Genomic DNA, 14,046 nt, shown 5'->3' with positions numbered 1-14,046 from the left:
GCTTACCCCTCCTTCTCGATCTTGGTGAGGCTATCGCGAAGCGCGATGCCGTATTCATATTTGGCCGGGCAGGCAAAGCCGCAGAGGGCGACATCTTCCTCGTCCAGCTCCAGCGCGCCAAGCGCTTGCGCCGTGTCGGTATCCATGACCAGCAGCGCGCGCAAGAGCTGCGTCGGCAGAAAATCCTGCGGCATCAGCTCTTCGAAGGTGCCGAGCGGCACCATGGCGCGGCGCCCGCCATTGAGGTTCGAGGTCAGCCCATAGAGCTTTTGCGCAAAGGCGGACCCCAGCACCGGCTGGAACGCATATTTCGACGGCATGGGGCGGATCCAGCCCATCGGGATCTGCTCGTGATCTTCCTTGATCAGCGTGATCTGGCGCGCGTAGCGGCCCAGATAGCCGGTTTCCCCCTCGCCCATATGGCCGCTGAGGATGGAGCCGGAGATCATGCGGATCGGCTCATCGGTGTTCAGGCTGTCGGCGCAAAGATCGGCCATCGAGGCCCCCGCGACCGTGCGCACAAGACGCGGGCGCTTGCAGAGCGGACCGGTGATCGCGACCACGCGGGAGGAGTCCAGTTTGCCGGTCTCCAGCAGTTTTCCGATAGTGATCACATCGTGATAGCCGATGGTCCAGACGATCTTGCTCGCGCTCGGCGGCTCCAGAAAATGCATATGCGTTCCGGCAAGACCCGCCGGATGCGGGCCGGAGAAGCCCGCCGCGACGACACCGTTCACATCGCTGCCCGGCACATCCGCACCGGTCTCATGACAAAGATAGACATTGCCGTCGGTCAGCAGGGTGATCGCCTCGATTCCGCGACGAAATGCCGCGCTGTCCGCAGCGATGATCTGGGCTGCATCGCCGGCCAATGGTTCCGTATCCATCGCTGCGACATAGATGGCCGCCGGGCGGGTGTCGGGCGCAGGCACCTTGGAATAAGGACGTGTGCGGAAAGAGGTCCAGAGCCCCGAAGCGCAGAGGCGTTCTGCCAGCCCTTCGGGGGTATTTGCATCGCCCACATCGGAGAAATCCACCGGCTCTGCCGCGCTTGGATCGACCTCAATCTCCACGCTGACCAGCACCCGGCGTGCGCCGCGGTTAATCGCCTTGATCCGGCCAGAAACCGGTGCAGTTACAAAGACTTCGGGCGTATCTTTATGGGCAAAGATCGGCGCCCCTGCGGCGATCTCATCCCCCTCCTGAACCGACAATCGCGGCTTCAGCCCGATATAGTCCTGCCCAAGCACGGCGACAGTCTTGACCGTTGCGCCGTCTTCGATGCCGCCCTGCGGTGCGCCCGTTACGGGAACATCAAGGCCTTTCTTCAACGTAAATTGCTGCACGTCATTTCGTCCTGACCATTTTCCGCCTTGTCTTATGCGTTTTGAAAGCGCTTTTTGGAAGGGCTTCCGCGGAATTTTTTCGAATTTAATGTTGAATCACCGGTCAAACTCCCGCAGAAGCTGAATGTCTCGTTGTTGAACATATACAGCATCTTTATCCGGAGATAGCCCGTTATGACCCCGCTGCTTTTTTCTCGCCGCACCTTCCTCGCCATGCCGCTCGCGCTGGCAGCCTGTAAGAAGGGATGGTCCGTTCTTGAGCTTAGCGGGCTGACCATGGGCACGACCTATAATGTCATCGCGGTGGACCACAGCAAGGATGTCGCCAAGGCGGATCTTCAGGCGGCGGTGAATACGCGCCTCGCAGCGGTTAACACTCAGATGTCCAACTGGGATTCGGGCTCCGAGATTTCCAAATTCAACGCGTCGACCGGTGCGTCGCCGATGCGCGTCTCGCCCGAGCTGGCCCATGTGATGAAGGCCGCGCAGGATGTGAATATGGCCAGCGATGGCCGCTTCGATGTGACCGTCGGCCCACTCATCGACCTCTGGGGTTTCGGCGCGGGCCAGACCCGCAGCACCATGCCGACCGACGCCGAAATCGCCGATGCGATGGCCTGCTGCGGTCAGGCCGAATCGCTGCGCGTGAGCGACTCGGCGCTGCAAAAACTGAACCCGAATGCGGAAATTTACCTCTCCGCCATCGGCAAAGGCTTCGGCGTCGATCAGGTGGCCCGCGCCATGAAGGATTTCGGCATCAAGGACTACATGGTCGAAATCGGCGGCGATCTCTACACGGCGGGCAAGAACCCGGATGGCCAGCCCTGGCATATCGGGATCGAGACCCCCGAAGCCTATGACCGCAACGTGCAGCAAGTGGTTGATCTGTCGAATCTCGGCATGGCGACCTCGGGCGATTACCGCAATTTCTTTGATTACGAAGGCCAGCGCTATTCGCATATCATCGACGCGACCACGGGCCGCCCGGTGACGCACAGCACCGCATCCGTGACCGTTCTGGCCGAAAACGCGATGCTGGCCGACGCATGGGCCACCGCCCTTCTCGTCATGGGCCGCGACCGCGGACTTGAGGTTGCCAATCAGCGCAACCTTGCGGCGCTCTTCATTGATCGCAGCGACGCGAATGCCCATAATGGGTTCACGACATCGGCCAGCGACCAGTTCACGGCGCTTCAGGCCTAAACGCGACAGGCAAAGGGGGCCGATATGGCGACCTTTCTTTTAACCTTTGGGTTTCTGCTTCTGGTGATGCTGGGCATGGCGCTTGGCGTCATTCTCAACGGGCGCACCATCAAAGGGAGCTGCGGCGGGCTTAATGCCATTGCCGATGCGGATAAATGTCTGGTCTGCAAACAGGACATCGACCCGGACAGCCCACTTCGCGAGCGTCTGAAATGCCCCCGCGCACGAAAGATGCTTGAAGAGATGGAACGCGAACGCGCCTGACACGCCTACCCCGTGCGAAGCGGCACCAGCGCGAGCAGCAGCAAAAGGCTCGCCGCGATCACCCCGAAGAGCCAAAGCTGCCAGCGCGGCCCCTCGGCCTTCCACACCCGCCGATAGCGATAGCCCGACAGACAGGCGATCACGAAAAAAATCGTGGCGGTGATCGGTGTGAGCGTGAAATCGGGCAAGGCGGGCCCCTCTGTAGCTATTTACTCATGCGCGGATTGCACTAAGCTTGTCTTAGCCAATCAAGGAGGGACACACCATGCCTGCGTCTTACAAACCGCATACCCGCGGCGACGATGCCTCGAAGAAAACCAGCAGCCAGTCCGTCGGCACCAATCTCTCCGTCGCCGAGGCGACGGTGTCCCATGTGCTGGAGGGCAAAGAGGCAAATGTCTTCTGGATCCAGCCCGATGAGAAGGTCAGCAAGGCCGTCGAAGTGCTGCGCGACAAGAAAATCGGCGCGCTTCTGGTGAAGAACCCGCAGGGCGAGCTGGTCGGAATCCTCTCCGAACGCGACATCGTCCGCCGCCTCGCCGACACGCCAGGCCAGACCCTCCCGCAACTCGTCGGCGATCTGATGACCCCAAACCCCGAGACCTGCACGCCGAAGGATTCACTGGTGGACGTCCTGCGCAAAATGACCAACGGCCGCTTCCGCCACCTCCCCGTCGTGGATGACGGCGGCCTGATCGGCATGATCTCGATTGGCGATGTGGTGAATTATCGCCTGACGGCGCTGGAATATGAAGCGCTGCAGATGAAGCAGTTGATTGTTGGGTGAAGTGAGATCGCGCGGGCGGGGAACCGTCTGCGCTAATACGTTTTGATTGGCGTGAACATAGTCTACTCTGTCGCCAAATTTCAATTCAGAAGACTGGTATTAAAATCGATCAAAGATGCGCTTGCGCTTTGAAATTCTTTGCCACAATACGATACTCGATCTTAAATCACCGCATAATAAAAATTTTGCGAAATTTATTTCCGGGTTTTCTAGCGAACCAATAGCACACGTTTCCAGCGACCTCGACGCGTCTCCAGTCAGCAACAAGATGTTTACAAATTATCAAATTGCCTCGCCCCACTCATACAGTTAAAATTGATCCTGACATCGTTGATTTTAGAAGCCGCACATGGATCGAATTAAAGTCGTTATCGTCTCAGACGATTTAACAGGTTTGCTTGATAGTGCAGTTGGATTTGCGCGTCGGGAAATTGAGGTTATTGCAGTTACGTCTCCGGCGCATCTCAAGGAGATTGGAAGTAATAATAGTAGCGTTTTAGCTGTCTCGACCAACTCTAGAGAACTTCTCGAAGATCAAGCAATTGACCTGATCTCTGACGTTTCAAAAACTGCTCCTAGTTTTTTAAACGCCGTGGTTTTCAAAAAAATAGACAGTCGGATGAAGGGGCATATCGCTGCCGAGGTTGCGGTTCTCCGGAAAACTAAGCAGCCAGTTATTTTATGTCCTGCCATTCCTAAGCTTGGCCGTATTGTGAAAGACGAGTTTCTTTTGGGCCAAGGCGTTGATGAGCCGATCGCGGTTTCGGGTGTAATCCCGGACGCTCTTGTTCCCGACGCGCAAACGGATGCGGATATTGATCAGATTATCGCCAAGGCACCCACCAATACTCTTTTCGTTGGAGCCGCAGGTTTGGCGGAAGGTCTGGCGCGTAAGATCGCAGGCGGCGAAAAAAGTGCTTTGTTTGACGCTATTCCTGCCCCCATCCTTTTGGCTATCGGCTCGCGCGATCCCGTGACGCTGAAGCAGCTCGAAGGGTTGGCTGTGGAGTCTGCTCCAAATGGCGCCGTGGACTTGGGTATAGACAATAATATCATTCGGATGACGGCAGGCACCGAAGCGATTGATGGCACCATGGCGAACGCGCGTTTCGCGAAAGGTATTGCGCAGCGGATCGAAGCCCAGAATATTGAAACGCTCGTTGCCTCTGGCGGAGAAACTGCAGCAGCGATCATGGCCGAACTGGGTGCGCACAGCCTACAGGTCATCGGGGAGGTTCTCCCGGGTTTGCCGGTCTCCCGTGTCCTCGGTTTGAAACGTCCGCTGATGTTGATTACAAAATCAGGCGGATTTGGCGCTGAGGATACGCTGAAAAAAGTCTTAGCTCTTGCTGGCCAAGATGCATTGAAAAAGGGAATACATGGCTAAAACAGAAGCCACCAAATCGAAGATCAAGCTTGCGGATCGTGTTTACTTTTCCCTGAAAGGTCGCATCACGAGTGGCGAATATGCGGAGAATGAACGGCTTCCGCCGGAGATCAAGCTGTCTGAGGAGTTGAAGGCATCGCGCCCTGTTTTGCGCATCGCCCTCGAAAGGCTGCGTGAGGAGGGATTGATCGTGTCTCGCCAGGGGGCCGGAAGCTTTGTGCGCCCGGAAGCGAACAAGCCAGTGGGTTTTGCGAAAGTCGAAACGCTGGCCGATATTCAGCGCTGTTATGAATTTCGGCTGACCCTTGAAACGGAGGCCGCATGGCTGGCTGCGGATCGCCATAACGAGGCGGCACTGCGCGATATCCGTGAAGCGCTTGATCTTCTGGCCGTTGCGACGGATTCGCATCAGCATCGCGAAGATGCGGATTTCGCTTTTCACCTCGCCATAGCGTCGGCCTCAAACAACCATTATTTCGAAGCGTCGATGCGAGCGCTCCGCGAGCACATCTATGTCGGCATGAAGCTTCATGGTGACTCGCTCATGTCCGATGGCGCAAAAGCGCTTGAGGATGTGCTTCAGGAGCATACGGCCATTTATGACGCGATTGCGTCGCGCGACAGTGGTGCAGCCTCCAAGCTCATGGACGCGCATTTGAAGCATTCCCGCGACCGTCTATTTGGCGGCGGTCTTCTCGATCTTCGGAGAGCATCCGCCAAATAGGTCCCTAGCTGCGCGTATTCTGCTCAAGTTGCCCAGCATAGCTCAGCGCCGAAAGCATATTTTCGTGGTTCGCCTTCCCGGTTCCAGCGATATCGAAAGCCGTACCGTGATCGACAGAACAGCGGTCGAGAGGGAGACCGAGCGAGACATTCACCGCAGTGTCGAAGGCAATCAACTTGATCGGGATATGACCCTGATCGTGATATTGCGCGATCACCAGATCTAAGGCGCCGGTGTTGGCGCGGTGATACACTGTGTCGGCCGAGATGGGGCCGACCACATTGATGCCCTCAGATTGCGCGCGTTCGACCCCCGGCATCACCTGAATATCATCTTCTCTCCCGAAGAGACCATTTTCACCGCAGTGAGGATTGATCCCGGCAACGGCGATGCGCGGCTCAGCGATGCCCATCCGTTTCAGGTGCGTGTGCCCTGTCTTGATCGTTTCATAGATCCGCTCAGGTGTGGCGCGCTCAATCGCGTCCTTGAGCGAGACATGCGTGGACACATGGAGCACATTCAGTGTGGGTGAGGCGAGAAGCATCCACGAGGATTTACTGCCGGTGAGATGCGCCAACATACCCGTATGGCCGTCATAGTGGTGTCCCGCCGCGTTGAGTGCCTCTTTGTTGATCGGTGCGGTGACGATCCCTTTCGCGTCCTTGTTGAGACAAAGCTCCACAGCTTTTTCGATATACCGGAAACTGGCTTCACCGCAGGCCTCTGAAAGAACGCCGAACTTGCCGGGGAGCCCATCTACAGGAACATGAATAACCTGCAACGCGCCGTTTTTCGCGCTGCCCGGTTCGGTCAAATCTAGGTCAATCTTTGTCGCCTCCAGCGCGCGCTCAAGGGTATCCCGGTCACCGATTACGGCGTAGCGGGCGCGTTCTTCGGGCGAGAGGGTCGCCATCGCTTTCACGGTGACTTCAGCGCCAACACCGGACGGATCACCCATAGTGATGACAATTGGTTGCTGGGTCATAAGGATCTCCGGTTTACGGGTTCAGCGCGGCAGCGTTGAGGCAACGCGGTGGACGTTTACCGCTCAACGCGGCATCAAGACTTTCAATCACCATGAGGCCGACATTTTCGACGGCCTCAATTGTGTCGGCGCCAGAATGCGGGGTGAAAATCGCGCGTGGATGCTTGAAGACCGGATGGCTGATATCCGGAGGCTCTGAGACATAGGCGTCGATGGCCGCAGCCCCAAGCTGCCCGCTTTCCAGCGCATCGGCTACAGCATCGAGATCAACAACTTCGCCGCGCGCCAGATTGATCAGTGCCGCGCCGGGCTTCATCATCTCCAAAGTCTGTGGATTGATGAGGGCAGAGTTCCCTTCGCCGCCAAACACATGCAGTGAAAGGTAGTCCGCGCGGGCAAGCACGTCCTCGAATGATAGCAATTCGATGCCATGGTCCTTCGCGAAACCTTTGTCGGGATATTTGTCCGTCGCGATCACGGCCATACCGAGGCCTTTGGCAAGTATCGCAAGGCGTTTACCGATATTTCCAAGCCCGACGATCCCGAGAACTTTGCCGCCAAGCTGCGTGCCGACTTGACGATCCCAACCTCCGCTCGTCACGGAGGCGTGGCCCTGTGGAATGAAGCGAGCCATCGAGAACATCATGCCGATTGCCAGTTCCGCCACCGCGTCCGCATTGGCACCGGGCGTGTTGCAAACCGGAAGACCGGCTTCGCTGCAGGCCGCAATGTCAATATTGTCCACGCCAACGCCATGTTTGACCACGGCCTTCAATTGCTCTGCGCCCTGTAACGTCTCAGCATTGACCGAAACCAATCCGACCACAAGCGCGTCGGCGCGGCCGATATGCTCGCAAACCTCTTTCGCATCGGCACAGCGCACGAGGTCCCAGCCTCGGCGCTCAATTTCCTCCGGCACGCGCCCGTGTTTTCCGAAACCGGGTGAGGTCGTGACAATGAGGCTCATCAGATCAACTCATATTTCTTGAGAATGGCCTCGATGGCACGATCCTGCTCTGGATCTGGAAGAAGCGCCGGTTGCCGCGATGCGCCGACAGAATTGTCCATCACCCAGAGCGCACGCTTCACGAGCGCAGGCGGATAGCCCAGACCATAAAGATCCTTGCGGAAATTCCCGTATATTTCCTGCGCTTTTGCGGCGCCTTCCTCGTCGCCCGCATTAAAGCAAGTGACAATATCGGCCAGCACATGCGGCATGACATTGCCGAGGCCGGAGATGGCGCCTTTTGCACCATTCTGGAAGGCCCAGTGAACGAGGTGATCGGGGCCCGAATAAACGTCGAAGCTGCCCTGCTCATTGCTGATCGCGATATAGTCCTCAAGCGTTTGCTGAGCCCCGCCGGAGTCCTTGATGCCAGCGATATTCGGATGGTCAGAAAGACGACGCGCGGTCTCCGGCTCAATGTGATTTTGCGTCCGTGGCGGAATGTCATAGAGATAGATCGGCGTGTTCACTGCATCAGCCACCGCCGTGAAATGCCGCACCAGACCGTCTTGCGTGCAAGCGATGAAAAACGGTGTGATCACAGCGATCCCGTCAACGCCAATTTTATCGAACGCTTTGGCAAGCTGGATTGTTTCATAAGTCGCGGGCATTCCGGCATTCACGATCACCTTCGCCCGGCCAGCGACCTCGTCGACCACCTCTTCGGTGAGTCGAACCTTTTCATCAAAAGTCAGCGCGGAAAAATCACCATTCGTGCCAGCGCACATGATGTTGTTGCCAGCATCAATCTGACGGCGGACCTGATTGCGCGTGGCCTCGTAATTCAGCGTCTCGTCATCGTTGAAGCATGTGACGAGGGCGACGAAGGCTTCTTTCTGAGCCATCTTTTACTCCTTCGGTTCGGTGAAGCGCTTGCGCGCACGGGCTGACGCGATGAACGGCCATGCGATGGATAGCGCGGTCAGGGCGAGAAACAGCAGGGTGATCGGGCTCGACACGAAGGCGATCACGTTGTCATTGCTCTGCTGAAGGCCGCGCCGCAGGTTGGATTCCAACAGCGGGCCGAGGATGAGCGCGATACAGAGCGCCGCTTGGCTAAAGCCGAATTTGTGCATCCCCCAGCCCAGCACACCGAACCCGACCATGGTGTAGAGATCAACCACGTTCAGATTGATGGCGAACGATCCGATGAAGCAGAAGATCACGATGGAGATGGCCAAGAGCCGGCGCGGGATCATCAGGATGCGGCTGAAAAGTGGTATGAGCGCCATCCCGAAGATGAACATAAAAATGGTCGCGATGAAGGTTCCGCCGAAGATGCCGATCACAACGTCCGGATTCGTTTGGAAAAGCATTGGGCCTGGTGCAAGGCCTTGGATAAGCAGCCCGCCCATGAGAACAGCGGTCACCACGTCCCCCGGAATGCCAAGCGCGAGCAGCGGGATCAGCGCGGCGGCGCAGACGGCGTTGTTGGCGGACTCGGTGGCCGCGATGCCGGGTGCATAGCCGGTTCCGAATTTCTCGGGTGTCTTAGAGGCGCGGCGGGTCTCGTTATATGAGATCCATGAGGCGGTTCCCGAGCCGGTTCCGGGGACAATGCCGATCAATGTCCCGATAATCGACCCGCGGAAGAATGCGCCTCGGCTTTCTTTCATGTCCTGACCTGAGGGCCAACGGCCTGTGACGCCGCGGATGGGATCTTCATTAGAGGCAATCCGCTCCATCTGCGTAAAGACTTCTGAGAGGGCGAAAAGGCCGATCAGAGCGGGTGTGAAGGCAAACCCCGATGCGAAGCCCTGAATGCCGAAGGTATAGCGCATGACGCCAGCAATCGGGTCGGCCCCAACGGTGGAGATCAGAATGCCAAGAATGCCGGATATCGCGCCTTTCAGAAGGTCTCCCGACAGCGATGCGATGATCGTCAGGCCAAACAGAGCGAGTGCAAAATACTCCGAAGCGCCGAATTCAAGAGCGATCCCGGCGAGTTGCGGCGCCAGTGCAGCGAGAACGATAGCGGCGAAGAGCCCTCCGATGGTGGAGGCAATCGTCGCCATTCCAAGCGCCTTGCCTGCTTCGCCGCGCTGAGCCATCGGATAACCGTCAAGCACCGTTGCAGCGGAAGCGGGCGTGCCGGGGGTCCGAAGCAAGATGGATGAGACGCAGCCGCCATAGATGCCGCCGATATAGATCCCGATCAGCATGTTCAGCCCCATCACCGGGGTCATTCCAAATGTCAGCGGGATCAGGAGCGCGACGCCCATGGTCGCCGTCAGGCCGGGCAGCGCGCCGATGACCAGGCCGCCCAGTGTGCCAAGAGCGATCGTCCAGAGCACTTGAGGCTCAAAAAGCGGGGTCAGAAAAGCGATAGTTTCCACAGCGTCCTCGGATCATCTTGGCCGCGCCCTGTGGCGGGCGCGGTTAATGAAGAGGCGGCGCATGTGAGGTCACACGCGCCGCGGCGCTATCAGTTGTTCATGCCAAGCATGCCAAGGTTTTCGAGAACCTGTTCGGATGTTTCGAGTTCAGAGCGCGCACGCGCCTCAAACTCTTCCGGCCCCTCATAGACAACGAGCTCACCCATATCGGTCAATTGCTGGCGAAATTCTTCGTCATTCGCAATTTGCTCAACGGCGTCGCGAAGGAAGGCCAAAACTTCTTCATCGAGGCCCTTGGGCGCAATCACGCCTTTCCAGGACGACCAAGTGAAATCGACGCCTTTTTCAACGGCTGTTGGTGTGTCCGGGAAAAGGTCGATCCGCTCATCTTCCATGACGAAGATCGGCGTCATCTGCCCTGCGTCTGACGCGGCTTTGGCTTCTGCCGGGGACGCAACCATCGCGTCGATATGGCCGCCGATACAAGCGGTCCGCGCTTCGGAAGACCCGTTAAAGGGAACAGATTCAATCGCGATCTCTGCGCGAGCTGCGAAGGCTTCTGCCGAGATTTGGTTCGCCCCACCTGCACCGGAGTTGCCGACCTGAATCGGCGACTCAGCCGCGTATGCGATCATCTCGTCATAATCGTTGAACGGCGCATCTGCGCAAGCGACCATGACTTGCAAGGACCGCGCGTAGAGCCCGATAAACTCAACGTCGTCAAATGAATAGTCGGTTCCGCCGATAAGGGGCTTGATGACCAGCGGTCCCTGTGCGCCGGTCCCGAGTGTATAGCCATCCGCGCGTGCGTTCAGCGCCGCAGAGGAGCCGATACCGCCGCCACCGCCGGGCTGGTTGCGCACAACCATCGTCCCATCGAAAAGGCGCTCGAACGTGTCCGCGACGATCCGCATGGACAGATCCGTCGATCCCCCTGCCGAGTAAGGGACCACAACCTGTATGGGTCTCTCTGGATAATCGGCCCAAGCCGTTCCTGTCATGGCCGCAATGGCCGCTGTGGTCAGAACCAGTTTTTTGAACATTTAACGTCCTCCCTTGTCATGTTCTGTGTGGATCAGGGCAACCAAACCCCGAGAAAGCGCGTGAATCCGAAATAGACGACCGCCGTCATTGCGATCGGAAACAGGATCACGATTAACCAATTGCGCTCTCCCAAAAGCAAAAGACCGATGATGAAAGTTGCGAGGGTTGCGGGCAGATAGCCGAGGGGCATGAAGGCGGCTGCGTAGGCAAACATCAGCACCGCGAAGGCACCCATAGCCAGCAATGTCGCACGCGACGGCATCTCGATATTGTCGTCCCCAGCGGGACGCTTCAGGGCTCGCAGGATAAGCAAAATCGCGAGACAGAAGAGAAAGGCGATCATCAGCCACGGGATAAATGACGGACCTGTAAAACTCGTGCTGAATCCCGAGCCAATATAGGTCGTCCGCCACGCCGTCAGAGCGCAGAAGACGAGCAGACCGGCGCCGATCCAGATATCGGAGTTTCGCTCAGAAACACGCATAGATTGTCCTCCCCGCAGCTGTTTTTCACGCCGCTTGTGGCCATCTTGTAAGGATATCGTTAAATTGTCAATTAGTAAAATTAATTAGGAGTCAATGCGTGGATGGAGACGGATTATTTCCACATAAAACATATGTTTAACTCATATTATTGGCTTCAATAGCACAAAATTTCTGGAGGTATAATTGTAAAAATAATTGACAAATCACGCTCAGATAGACTCATCTTGGGAAAGCCAACGCTATATTCGGAGAGGATTCGCCCATGCTCACGCTGGTAGACAACATCGACTTACGATTCCCGCCCCTCATCAAATTCGGTTTCGGGACTCTGTCGAAGCTGTCTGAGTGGATCGACGCCCAAGGATATCGTCATCCCTTCGTTGTTGCGGATCCCTTTAATGCCGGGCGTCTCGACCTGCTCGGGCTTGGCGAGGTCGCGCATTTCGGCGCCGTTGAGCCAGAGCCGGGCGTCGCGAATCTCGCAGATGCTGTCGCCGCTGCGAAAGACGCGGATGTCGTCATCGGTTTCGGGGGTGGCTCTGCAATGGATCTGGCAAAGCTGGTCTCGATCCTCAGGGGGCGAGACCTTCAGCTCGACGACATCAGAGGCCCTAACCGTGCGCCTGCGCGGGGTGTCGGACTTGTGCAAATTCCGACCACCGCCGGCACGGGATCCGAGATCGGCGCGAGGGCCTTGGTGACGGATCCTCAAAGCAACAACAAGATCGCGACGGAAAGCCCGTATATGCTGGCTGACCTGGCCATCGTAGATCCTGAGTTATCCATGTCCGTCCCAGCCGCAATCACCGCAGCAACGGGGGTGGATGCGATGGCGCATTGCGTTGAAGCGTTCACGTCGAAACGGGCACACCCTGTCATAGACATGTATGCGCGCGAGGGGATCCGCCTGATCGGCCATTTCCTGCGCCGCGCCGTCGAAGATAGGGAGGATGCGGAAGCCCGCGCGGGTCTCGCCCTCGCGGCACTCTATGGCGGCGTTTGCCTTGGTCCCGTGAATACGACCGCAGGTCATGCGCTCAGCTATCCGCTTGGCACGCAGTATAAGCTGCCTCATGGCATCGCTAACGCGCTCATTTTTCCACATGTGCTTGCCGCGAATGAACCCGCCGTGGCGGAAAAGACACGAGAGGTTCTGCATTGTCTGGGGCTCAGTGACGCTCGTGAGGTCAAGACCGCCGCGCTCGGCTTTTGCGAAGGCCTTGGCTTGGATATGCAGCTTCGGGCGCATGGCGTTCAGGAGGACAGTCTGACGTCCATGGCACAAGAAGCGCACGGCATTCGCCGCTTGCTGGACTGGAATCCCGTCGACTTGTCGCTCGCGGATATCGAAGCGATTTATAAAGACGCGTATTGATAGGACTTTGCGAGCGCCGACATGTTTAAGGATGCTGAAAAGCAAAGTTTTCTAGCGCCTCACACCATATTCACCGCTCAAATCGGCCAGCACATCATGTAACCGCTCGATGATATCGCTCCTTGGCGACACCGTCTGCTCAACGATTCCGATCTGACGTGTGACTTGCGGTTCGCCGAAAGGCAGGCGGGTGAGTTTGCGATCTTCCGGCTCCTGCAGAGCGACATGGGGGACGACGGAGACGCCCATACCCTGCCGCACGCAAGTTACGATGGAGCCGATGGTGTCGATCTCAGCGATGTCATTCGGAACGACCCCAAGGCGCGAGATTTCGGTGTCGATGAGATTGGCGAGCGGGACGGTGCTGCGAAAGCGGATATAGGGCCGGCTTTTCAGCAAGGCAATCGGGTCGCTAATTCCGGTCCCTTTCGGGGCGATGAGCCAGAGCGGTTCGCGCAGAAAGGGGCTCCACCGCAGGGCCGATGGAAAGCCGACATGCTCGGCGACGACCGCGGCGTCGAGGCGCCCGGCGGAAACGTCTGTGATGAGCGTCGAGGACAGCGAGACCCTTAGATTCGCTTTCAAATCGGGGTAAAGCTCGCGCATCCGGACGATGGCCTTGGGGAGCAAATTCAGCGCGCTGGAGCGTACGGAGCCGAGCATCAGGGTGCCTGAAATCCGGTCTCCGCGCAGACTCGCCTTGGTATCATCCTCCATTTTCAGCATATTCTTGGCCATCTCCAACACCTGATAGCCATGGGGCGTCAGCTTCGGCGGGCGCGACTTGCGCTCGAAGAGCGGCGTGTTCAGTTCCTGCTCAAGCGCATGAATTTGCTGACTGACTGCCGATGGGGTCAGGCCGACGATATCCGCCGCCTTCGCAAAGGTTCCGTGGTTTGAAATCGCCACGAGGGTTTTAAGTTGCCGGGTATCCATCGCTTAAATCCAGTTTTGCTTAATATAAACATGATAATTATTCGCTTTTATTAAGTAAATCTTTTTCTTAACGTTATTCCGGGAGGAGTTCACCGCCGGTTGGGAGGCCGTCGCGGAAGCTCATAGACAACAAAAATTTGCACGCTCTGCGCTGTCAGGGCGAACGGA

General features: G+C 57.5%; 15 protein-coding genes. 6 read left to right on the top strand and 9 right to left on the bottom strand.

The genetic code is table 11. The features are described 5' to 3' along the window. Positions 1 to 2: 2 nt before the first annotated feature. Positions 3 to 1,346, bottom strand: coding sequence for a Na(+)-translocating NADH-quinone reductase subunit A (locus tag ACMA5I_RS00300; RefSeq protein WP_525884221.1), 1,344 nt, complete (start codon positions 1,344 to 1,346; stop codon positions 3 to 5). Positions 1,347 to 1,520: 174 nt separating this feature from the next. On the opposite strand from ACMA5I_RS00300, the gene ACMA5I_RS00295 reads away from it, so the two are divergent. Both ACMA5I_RS00295 and nqrM read left to right on the top strand, forming a co-directional pair. Next, a complete protein-coding gene (locus tag ACMA5I_RS00295; RefSeq protein ID WP_525884220.1) occupies positions 1,521 to 2,549 on the top strand; it encodes an FAD:protein FMN transferase in 1,029 nt (342 codons plus the stop codon). Positions 2,550 to 2,573: 24 nt separating this feature from the next. Then, a complete protein-coding gene (nqrM, locus tag ACMA5I_RS00290; protein ID WP_525884219.1) occupies positions 2,574 to 2,813 on the top strand; it encodes a (Na+)-NQR maturation NqrM in 240 nt (79 codons plus the stop codon). Between the two features lie 5 nt (positions 2,814 to 2,818). On the opposite strand, the gene ACMA5I_RS00285 is transcribed toward nqrM, so the two are convergent. Beyond that, positions 2,819 to 3,001 (bottom strand): hypothetical protein, encoded by a 183-nt coding sequence (locus ACMA5I_RS00285; protein WP_525884218.1) that lies wholly within the window; start codon positions 2,999 to 3,001, stop codon positions 2,819 to 2,821. Between the two features lie 77 nt (positions 3,002 to 3,078). On the opposite strand from ACMA5I_RS00285, the gene ACMA5I_RS00280 reads away from it, so the two are divergent. From ACMA5I_RS00280 to ACMA5I_RS00270, 3 genes are all read left to right on the top strand, one after another. After that, on the top strand, positions 3,079 to 3,600 hold the full coding sequence (locus tag ACMA5I_RS00280; protein ID WP_525884217.1) for a CBS domain-containing protein: 522 nt from the start codon (positions 3,079 to 3,081) through the stop codon (positions 3,598 to 3,600). A 349-nt stretch (positions 3,601 to 3,949) separates the two neighbouring features. Beyond that, positions 3,950 to 4,987: a four-carbon acid sugar kinase family protein gene (locus ACMA5I_RS00275; protein ID WP_525884216.1), complete on the top strand. Its 1,038-nt coding sequence runs from the start codon at positions 3,950 to 3,952 to the stop codon at positions 4,985 to 4,987. Then, on the top strand, positions 4,980 to 5,711 hold the full coding sequence (locus ACMA5I_RS00270) for a FadR/GntR family transcriptional regulator (RefSeq protein WP_525884215.1): 732 nt from the start codon (positions 4,980 to 4,982) through the stop codon (positions 5,709 to 5,711). The genes ACMA5I_RS00275 and ACMA5I_RS00270 overlap by 8 nt, the downstream gene beginning before the upstream one ends. A 4-nt stretch (positions 5,712 to 5,715) precedes the next feature. Here ACMA5I_RS00270 and pdxA read toward each other — a convergent pair whose 3' ends face one another. The 6 genes from pdxA to ACMA5I_RS00240 all read right to left on the bottom strand — a co-directional run bounded on the left by pdxA (position 5,716) and on the right by ACMA5I_RS00240 (position 11,566). Next, positions 5,716 to 6,696, bottom strand: coding sequence for a 4-hydroxythreonine-4-phosphate dehydrogenase PdxA (gene pdxA, locus ACMA5I_RS00265; protein WP_525884214.1), 981 nt, complete (start codon positions 6,694 to 6,696; stop codon positions 5,716 to 5,718). Positions 6,697 to 6,709: 13 nt separating this feature from the next. Beyond that, entirely contained in the window at positions 6,710 to 7,663 is a 954-nt protein-coding gene (locus ACMA5I_RS00260; RefSeq protein ID WP_525884213.1) for a phosphoglycerate dehydrogenase, read from the bottom strand. Further along, the gene (locus ACMA5I_RS00255; protein WP_525884212.1) at positions 7,663 to 8,547 is read right to left on the bottom strand and encodes a dihydrodipicolinate synthase family protein; all 885 of its coding nucleotides are present in this window, start codon (positions 8,545 to 8,547) and stop codon (positions 7,663 to 7,665) included. Before ACMA5I_RS00255 ends, ACMA5I_RS00260 begins: the two co-directional genes overlap by 1 nt. Before the next feature lie 3 nt (positions 8,548 to 8,550). Beyond that, positions 8,551 to 9,996: a tripartite tricarboxylate transporter permease gene (locus ACMA5I_RS00250; RefSeq protein ID WP_525884211.1), complete on the bottom strand. Its 1,446-nt coding sequence runs from the start codon at positions 9,994 to 9,996 to the stop codon at positions 8,551 to 8,553. A gap of 131 nt (positions 9,997 to 10,127) precedes the next feature. Then, positions 10,128 to 11,081, bottom strand: coding sequence for a Bug family tripartite tricarboxylate transporter substrate binding protein (locus ACMA5I_RS00245; protein ID WP_525884210.1), 954 nt, complete (start codon positions 11,079 to 11,081; stop codon positions 10,128 to 10,130). Positions 11,082 to 11,113: 32 nt separating this feature from the next. Further along, complete coding sequence (locus tag ACMA5I_RS00240) at positions 11,114 to 11,566, bottom strand: tripartite tricarboxylate transporter TctB family protein (RefSeq protein WP_525884209.1); 453 nt, start codon at positions 11,564 to 11,566, stop codon at positions 11,114 to 11,116. Between the two features lie 263 nt (positions 11,567 to 11,829). On the opposite strand from ACMA5I_RS00240, the gene ACMA5I_RS00235 reads away from it, so the two are divergent. Next, positions 11,830 to 12,942 carry an iron-containing alcohol dehydrogenase gene (locus ACMA5I_RS00235; RefSeq protein ID WP_525884208.1) on the top strand — a complete coding sequence of 371 codons (1,113 nt, stop codon included), beginning with the start codon at positions 11,830 to 11,832 and terminating at the stop codon, positions 12,940 to 12,942. Between the two features lie 51 nt (positions 12,943 to 12,993). Here the strand turns inward: ACMA5I_RS00235 and ACMA5I_RS00230 are convergent, their stop codons facing one another. Beyond that, complete coding sequence (locus ACMA5I_RS00230; protein WP_525884207.1) at positions 12,994 to 13,878, bottom strand: LysR substrate-binding domain-containing protein; 885 nt, start codon at positions 13,876 to 13,878, stop codon at positions 12,994 to 12,996. Between the last annotated feature and the right edge of the window lie 168 nt (positions 13,879 to 14,046).

The organism is Jujubicoccus corallicola (assembly GCF_047345645.1).
GTDB lineage: Bacteria > Pseudomonadota > Alphaproteobacteria > Rhodobacterales > Rhodobacteraceae > JBLEFH01.
This window is presented reverse-complemented; position numbering and strand designations above follow the sequence as displayed.